The organism is Trichocoleus sp. FACHB-6, assembly GCF_014695815.1.
Classification (GTDB): Bacteria; Cyanobacteriota; Cyanobacteriia; order Cyanobacteriales; family FACHB-T130; genus Funiculus; species Funiculus sociatus.
The window spans coordinates 1-6949 of the sequence record NZ_JACJOY010000100.1 but is presented as its reverse complement, the minus strand read 5'-3'; the positions used below and the strand labels follow the sequence as shown (position 1 = coordinate 6949).

Annotated in this window: 5 protein-coding genes and 1 pseudogene; 2 read left to right on the top strand and 4 right to left on the bottom strand. The window is 44.4% G+C overall.

Going from position 1 to position 6949, the window contains the following annotated elements; translation table 11 throughout:
- A pseudogene (locus H6F66_RS28085) lies at window positions 1–205 on the top strand (ISAs1 family transposase); the annotation flags it as partial.
- 151 nt (window positions 206–356) lie between these two features.
- Here the strand turns inward: H6F66_RS28085 and dnaN are convergent.
- A complete protein-coding gene (dnaN, locus tag H6F66_RS20440; RefSeq protein ID WP_190424705.1) occupies window positions 357–1556 on the bottom strand; it encodes a DNA polymerase III subunit beta in 1200 nt (399 codons plus the stop codon).
- Window positions 1557–2002: 446 nt separating this feature from the next.
- Entirely contained in the window at window positions 2003–3385 is a 1383-nt protein-coding gene (gene dnaA, locus H6F66_RS20435) for a chromosomal replication initiator protein DnaA (protein ID WP_190424703.1), read from the bottom strand.
- A 79-nt stretch (window positions 3386–3464) separates the two neighbouring features.
- Here dnaA and def point away from each other — a divergent pair, with 79 nt between their 5' ends.
- On the top strand, window positions 3465–4001 hold the full coding sequence (gene def, locus H6F66_RS20430) for a peptide deformylase (RefSeq protein ID WP_190424701.1): 537 nt from the start codon (window positions 3465–3467) through the stop codon (window positions 3999–4001).
- Between the two features lie 39 nt (window positions 4002–4040).
- On the opposite strand, the gene argS is transcribed toward def, so the two are convergent.
- On the bottom strand, window positions 4041–5798 hold the full coding sequence (gene argS, locus H6F66_RS20425) for an arginine--tRNA ligase (RefSeq protein ID WP_190424699.1): 1758 nt from the start codon (window positions 5796–5798) through the stop codon (window positions 4041–4043).
- Complete coding sequence (gene nadC / locus H6F66_RS20420) at window positions 5798–6712, bottom strand: carboxylating nicotinate-nucleotide diphosphorylase (RefSeq protein WP_190424707.1); 915 nt, start codon at window positions 6710–6712, stop codon at window positions 5798–5800. Before nadC ends, argS begins: the two co-directional genes overlap by 1 nt.
- Between the last annotated feature and the right edge of the window lie 237 nt (window positions 6713–6949).

Genomic DNA, 6949 nt, shown 5'->3' with positions numbered 1-6949 from the left:
TATTCGTTCTTTCCACAGTCCTCAGAATTTTGCTCTTCTACGGCGCATTGCTCTCAATGCCCTTAACCGAGAACAGACTTACAAACGTAGTCTCAGGCAAAAGAGTAAACGAGACGCTATGGATGATGATTATATGATTCAAGTTCTCAGTTCTTGTTTTCTTGACCCTACCTTAGATTCTTCTGATTCCTTGTGTCAAGCCTGATTAAGATGCTCTTACCCTGCGACGCCCCCGACGAGGATTTATTATCCCGTCAAAAGAGATAAATAAACCTAAGCTATAGAAACCCAATTTTTTAGAAAATCGGGTTTCTATAGCTTAGGGGATTTTTACCTTTAATTAAAGTCACCTACTGCTAGACGCGAAGCTGCACTGGCATCACTAAATAAGTCATTTTCAAACCCCCAAGAGGTGTCAGAATCACAGGACTATTGCCTGTATTCATGTGTATTTGAATTTCCGAGGATTGCAGCGCCTTGAGTCCATCTCTCAGATAAGTGACATTAAAGGCAATTTCTAAACTATTACCCGCTATCTGTGCAGGTAGAGACTCGCGTCCACTACCGACATCCTGGGCTTCGACAGATAGGGAAATTTTCTGGTTGGTGGTGTCTATGGTGAACTTGACGATATTATTTTTTTGGTCGGCTAGCACCGCAATTCGCTCCAAAGAATTGAGCAACTGACGACGATCGATTGTTATTTGTCGCTCAAATTTTTGTGGAATTAGCTGACGATAAGCGGGAAATTGTCCCTCTAAAGTTCGGCTGGTTATACGCTGATCTGCTAACTCAAAAACGACCTGTCCTTGGTCAAGATGGAGAGCGATCGCGCTATCCTTGCCGCTAGAGTCCGCTTCCGCCGACTGGCGCATCCCTAACATCCGTTCCAATTCCCGCAATGCTCTGGCTGGAATGGTTATCTCTCTCTTGTTCGCCTCAGCCGATGATACTGTTGTCTCCTCATCTACTTCGCTCTGGTTACTCGTCTGCACAACTGATAAACGATGACCATCTGTGGCAGCAAATTCAATTGCTTCTTGCTGGAATGTTAGGTGAACTCCTGTTAATACCTGTTTCGTTTCGTCGGGACTGGTGGCGAACAACGAACCCCGCAATCCTTCGATTAAAGCTGCGGCTGGTAAATAAGCCGTTTCGCCATTTTCAATTACTGGCAGTTCTGGAAACTCTTCTGCTCCCATTCCCCGGACTTTATAGCTTCCAGAGGTAGAAGTCAGTGTGGCGATAATGCCTTCGCTGGTCGTTTCTCCGGCCCCTTCATCTTCGAGAGTAATTGTTCCGTCTGGCAAACGGGAAACAATATCGTTTAACAGCTTTGCAGGTAGGGTTAGTATTCCCGCCTCTTCCACTTGTGCCGGAAAGCTTGTTTGAATGCCAAGGCTGAGATCGAATGCCGTCAGGGATACACGTTGAGTCTCTTGATTGGCTTCCAGCTTGACGTTTGCTAAGACAGGATGTGTCGGGCGTGATGGCACTACTCGACCGACGATAGAAAGATTGGTACTGAGATCGTTTTGGGAGCAAACCAGTTTCATAGAAGTTCGATTTTGGAGTTGTTGGGTCAAACACAACAACTCGCTTACTCTTGGCACAGATGCAGATCGTAGCATTCCTGCCCGAAGCAATCCAGTTGAAACTGCAAAAACAGCGATCGCGAATACTAATCCTAAATTAAATTAATTTTAGAAGAGGAGTAGTAGGGGCTGTGGAAAATGTGGAAAACCTTGCTAATTCTTTTGTCTGTATTAGTTTGAGCTATGTCTAGCCTGTGGAAAATTTGTGGAAAAGTAGCAGGGTTTTTCCACACAGTATTTATACTTATTTAAAGTTTTCCCCTACAGTCACGGATTTTTCACTGCTTTACCACAGAGTTTTCCACAGAAAATAGGAGTTTTTCCACAAGCAAATTTTAGCTTAATAAATCTTTACATTTTTTTAGAAAAAATTCAGTTAAGTAAGGTGGGTAACGTCAGCTAGATGGTTAAGATTGATTCTGGTTTCTGCACAGCATATTGATGCGATCGCTTAGTTGACGTAGTGTCTTTGCTACATGGGGATCGGTATTTTGCAACTGAATAATTTTGTCGCAGCTATACATTACCGTCGTGTGATCTTTACCCCCAAATTCCTCACCAATTCTGGGTAAACTAAGATTCGTGTGGTGGCGCATCAAATACATCCCAAGTTGTCGCGCCCAGCTAATTTCTCGTCGTCGAGAATTGCCTTTTAAGTCTTCAATAGAAACATTAAAAGTTTCTGCGATCGCTATCATCACCGCTTCAGGAGAAACTGCTATTTTTTCAGCGGGTGGATTCAAAACTGGCGCAATATTTTCAACCGTCATTGGTAAACCAGAAATTGAAATATAAGCCACAGCCCGAATTAAAGCACCTTCTAGTTCTCGAATGTTTGAAGTATAATTTGTAGCAATATATTCAATTACTACTCTAGGCAAACGCATATTTTCATACTCTGCCTTTTTCTGCAAAATTGCCATTCTGGTTTCTAAATCTGGGCGTTGAATATCTGCAATTAAGCCCATAGAAAAACGAGAACAAAGGCGTTCCTGCAACCGGGGAATTTGATTTGGAGGGCGATCTGAAGCTATAACTACTTGTTTTCCAGCTTCATGTAAAGTGTTAAAAGTATGAAAAAATTCTTCCTGAGTATATTCTTTACCTTCAATAAATTGAATATCATCAACTAATATTACATCCGCAGCTCTGTAATGTTCTCGAAAGCTTTGCATACTGTCTTTACGGATAGCTGCAATCAGGTCATTAGTAAACTGTTCCGTAGATACATAAAATATTTTAGAATCCGGACAAATTTCCAAACGGTAATGACCAATAGCCTGCATTAAGTGAGTTTTGCCTAACCCAACACCGCCGCACAAAAACAGAGGATTAAATTCACGCCCTGGAGATTCAGCTACTGCTAAAGAAGCAGCGTGAGCCATACGATTATTGGAGCCAACAACAAAGCGTGAAAAAACATACTTGGGATTTAATTGTATCGGTCTAGGGCGGTTGCCAGGTAAAATCTCTGGAATACTGGTTTCAATGGGCAAAGACCAGGAAATCTCAGCATCCCCAGTGTTAGAAGTTTGATTTCCTGGGTTCACTGTGATATGAATTTCCACAGGCTTACCCAAAATATCTTGCACGACATCAGCAATGGTTTTGATGTAATATTTTTGCAACCAATTCCGAGCAAAGGGATTAGGAGTGCAAATCACCAAGCAGTTATGTTCCAGCTCCTGGGCGCTGGCGGTTTTGATCCAAGTTTCAAAGGTAGGACGGCTCAGTTGTAGCTGTAGACGCTCCAGTACCTGACTCCAGAGCTGTTCAAGAGAAATATCCACGGCTCACCTCTACCGCTTTGTGCAGAATAGTATTATCCATTCTTGTTGTAGCGATCGCTATTTTGAACCAACAAAAGCCATGACTGAAATCCTGCAAATCGCTCAGCTAGGCAATCCCATACTCCGCCAACAAGCTCAAAATATTGAAAATGTTCGTGATGAGCGGATTCAAAAGCTGATTGACAATCTAATTTCAACCATTGCTCAAGCTAATGGGGTTGGGATTGCAGCACCCCAGGTAGCTCAATCTTATCGCTTGTTCATTGTCGCGTCTCGTCCCAATCCCAGGTATCCTAATGCTCCGGAGATGGAGCCGACTGCTATCCTCAATCCTAGAGTTATTGGTCATTCAGAGGAGGTTGTGAAAGGCTGGGAAGGCTGTCTGAGCATTCCGGGGATTCGTGGGTTAGTTCCCAGATATCGGGAGATAGAGGTAGAGTACACCAGCCGGAATGGCAAATTGCAGCGGCGAGAATTTACAAATTTTGTCGCTCGCATCTTTCAACATGAAAACGATCATCTCGATGGAATTGTATTTTTAGATCGACTGGAAAGTACACGAGATATCATCACTGAGCAGGAGTATCAACAGCAAATTGTTCAACAACCGAGTTAATTGCGGCTGTTGATGTCAAGTTTGCGCGATCGCTTCCTCCTACATTCTTTCTAACACTGGAATCCCCAGCAACGATAATCCCAGCTTCAGAGTTCTAGCAGTTAAATCGCACAGCAATAACCGAGATGTCCGTAGAGGTTCCTCCGCTTTTAGCACGTTACACTGATCGTAAAACTGATTGAACTTCTGGCTTAGTTCAAATAAGTATTGACAAAGACGGTTAGGTAGCAAATCTTGCTCAACATCACTGACGACTTCGCTCAACTGTAATAAATGTTTTGCTAAAGTCAATTCTGCTTCTTCCTGCAAAAGAATTTTGGCATCTGCTCCCAACTGTTGGAAGTCAATATCACCTTTACGGCTAATCCCCTGAATTCGGACATAGGCATAAAGCATATAAGGAGCCGTGTTACCTTGGAGAGCCAGCATTTTGTCGTAACTAAAGACATAATTACTGGTGCGGTTTTGGCTCAAGTCAGCATATTTGACAGCACTGATACCAACAACTTTGGCAGTGTGGGTAATGAATTCTTCGGTTTCTGAGCGTCCTTCTTCCTTGACTCTAGTTTCGAGATCGGTACAAGTACGCGCGATCGCTTCATCCAGCAAATCCCGTAACCGCACTGTTTCCCCAGAACGTGTTTTTAGCTTCTTGTTATCTTCCCCTAGCACCAAACCAAAGGGAACGTGGACAATCTTAAGATTTTCCGGAATCCATCCTGCCCGACGAGCCACCTGAAACACTTGAGCAAAGTGATTCGCCTGTCCAGCATCAGTAACGTAGATAATCCGCTCAGCCTGATCCTGTTCAATCCGGTAGCGTAAAGCCGCCAAGTCGGTTGTAGCGTAATTGTAGCCGCCATCAGTCTTTTGCACAATTAGCGGTAGCGGCTCACCCTCTTTATTAGTAAACCCTTCTAAGAAGACACATTTAGCCCCATTGTCTTCAACTAGCAAATCCAATTTACTCAGGTCTTCTACTACTGAAAGTAACAACGGGTTATAGAAAGATTCACCCCGTTCTATCAACTGAACATCCAGCAGCTTGTAGATAACTTCAAACTCTCGCCGTGACTGTTCGCACAGCAAATTCCATGCCCGTAGAGAGTCTTCAGCACCACCCTGCAACTTTACTACTTCTTGCCGCGCTGTTTCCTGAAACTCTTTATCTTCATCAAACCGCTGTTTTGCTTTCCGGTAAAAAGCTACCAAATCCCCCAAATCCACTGCATTAGCAGTAGTTAAAGCTTCTGGGCAAACTTCCCGCAAATAGGCGATGAGCATCCCAAACTGAGTTCCCCAGTCGCCTACATGGTTCAACCGCAGAACGTCGTGACCACGAAATTCTAAAATTCGGGCGATACAGTCCCCAATAATAGTGGAGCGCAAGTGACCAACGTGCATTTCTTTGGCAATATTGGGGGCGGAAAAATCCACGACTGTTCGCTGAGAATTTTTTGCATTGCTGACACCCAGTCGAGGATCTGCCTGAATCTCACGCAATTGCGCTTTTAAGTATTCTGGTTTTAGGGTGAAATTGATAAAGCCAGGACCAGCTACGACTGGAGGCTGAGACAAATCGCTTACATCTAGATTCTGAACAATTTTTTCTGCGATCGCTCGTGGTGGCTGACCTAACTTTTTAGTTAGAGATAACGGAGCATTCGATTGATAATCGCCAAACTTGGGATTGCTAGCACTTACCAGCATTGGGTCTATTCCAGCATAGTCAGTCCCAAAGGCGGCGATTAAAGCCTGCTCAAATTTAGTTTTCAGTTGTTCAAGAGTCGAGTTCATTAGGGTTTTGCCGAAACCTCAGGCAGTATGCTTGTTTCCTCCATCGTACTAACGTCTATGTTCATACTCAAATCCAACCAAGTTGAGCGAGTAATAGGGGCGCTGCTGGAAATGTAATCTACGCCAGTTTCAGCGACAGCCCGGATGGTTTCTAAAGTAACGTTGCCAGAGGCTTCAATTTTGATCCGCTTGTTGTTCTGGCGAATCATCTGTACTGCTTGCTGCATCATATCCAGGGGCATATTGTCCAGCATGATGATATCCGCACCGTGCTGTAATGCTTCTTGTACTTGTTCTAGAGTTTCGGTTTCAACTTCGATGGTGAGCGGATAGGGGATTCTGGAACTAATTTGAGCGATCGCTTCTGCAATGCCCCCAGCCACAGCGATGTGATTATCCTTAATCATCACACCGTCATCTAGCCCCATGCGGTGGTTAATCGCTCCTCCCACCTGCGTTGCGTATTTTTCAAGTATTCTCAGCCCTGGAGTCGTTTTGCGAGTATCCACCAGTCGCGTCGGCAAATCTGCAATTTGATCAACGTATTTACGAGTAAGCGTAGCAATCCCACTCAGACGCATTCCCAAATTTAGGGCAACTCGTTCTCCTAGAAGTAACGCCTCTAGTTGACCGTGAAGGCGGGCCACCACTTGCCCTCGATGGCATTGCTCCCCCTCCCCAACAATAGGGACAAAGCTTACAGTGTCGCTCAAATGCTGGAACACCCGTGCTGCAATAGGTAATCCTGCAATAATTCCCGACTCCTTAGCAGTCCATTCTGCTTGCCCGACGCGCACTTCGCCGCTTAACAAGCCTTGGGTTGTGCGATCGCCCCGACCGATATCCTCTAATAGCCAGCCGCGTATCAGCGGGTCTAAAACTATTGATGTAGGTAAAGTAGCGATCGCGCTCATAACCCTTGTTTCCTTAACTTCTACAGTCTTCCAAAAATAATTTAGCCCAAATACCTCTCTAGGAGCGACTTCTGAACCACAAAAAGAAATTTTCCCAAACAGTTGACACATTGGGGAGAGAGTGGCTATATTAATAAAGCGGTCGGGAGAGACAAGCGAAAGCGAGACTCAAGCGAGCGAAGAGAACCTAGAAAAAATAATAGTTTGAAAGCCAGAGTAACACAATAACCTCGTCAA

Excerpts from the sequence above, each read along its gene's own strand:
- argS (WP_190424699.1), bottom strand. The coding sequence starts at position 5,798 with ATGAACTCGACTCTTGAACAACTGAAAACTAAATTTGAGCAGGCTTTA.
- def (WP_190424701.1), top strand. The coding sequence starts at position 3,465 with ATGACTGAAATCCTGCAAATCGCTCAGCTAGGCAATCCCATACTCCGC.
- nadC (WP_190424707.1), bottom strand. The coding sequence starts at position 6,712 with ATGAGCGCGATCGCTACTTTACCTACATCAATAGTTTTAGACCCGCTG.
- dnaN (WP_190424705.1), bottom strand. The coding sequence starts at position 1,556 with ATGAAACTGGTTTGCTCCCAAAACGATCTCAGTACCAATCTTTCTATC.